The organism is Shewanella sp. SR44-4 (assembly GCF_014163715.1).
Lineage (GTDB): Bacteria > Pseudomonadota > Gammaproteobacteria > Enterobacterales > Shewanellaceae > Shewanella.
Map to the genome: position 1 here is coordinate 1 of NZ_JACJDU010000132.1, position 739 is coordinate 739.

Here is a 739-nt window from a genome sequence, read left to right on the forward strand (position 1 = left end):
ACCCATATGAATTGAGGACATCGAGAAAATTCCGTGAGTTTGGCATGTATGCTGCGCTAGCGTTCATTAGGCCAAGGGCGGCCCGTCGGAACCATGAGGTACTGTTGTATTAGACGACAATGGTAGGAGCTGACTACAGATACGCTTTAAAGCGGGATAGTTCCCCATCGAAAATATGCGCTTTTCAGCATTTTTAGTCTGGGGTGCAGAGGATTTTAAAAGGGATACAAACGCTTTGCCCCTTTGATCTGGTGTAGCCTCAACGCCACGACTCACGTCAGCCGTTGAGGCCGCAGAGCACTCGGCCACTAATCTATTCACTGAGGATTTCATCGTCAATCTAGGTTTAAGATACCAGCTCAATAGCTTGTTTTGCGGTGGTATATAGTGTTTTTATCATCAAGCCTAAAACCCAGCGAATAAACTTCACACTCATTTCTTTAACCGTTTGTATTCTATTTCCAGCAAAAACTAGCATGTGACCTAATAAACCTCTTAACTCCTCAGCTATTTCATCAGTTGACTTAACAACGATACCATGCAAGCAGCGAGCTAATATGTCATAAAACTGCAAACCATGACTTAAAGAGGCTTGGGCGACAATTAATGCATACTGACCTGTTTTTTTCAAAAGAGTGATTAAAGCATCGGTAATGATTTGCTGCCAGCGTTGAGAGAATGATGCATTATGACGTTGATCATATTTTAGTACCGTATGCTTATGGTTAAGCGTTTTAAG

Annotated in this window: 1 pseudogene; it reads right to left on the reverse strand. The window is 42.4% G+C overall.

The features are described 5' to 3' along the window. Positions 1–346: 346 nt before the first annotated feature. A pseudogene (locus H5125_RS21725) lies at positions 347–739 on the reverse strand (lipase family protein); the annotation flags it as partial.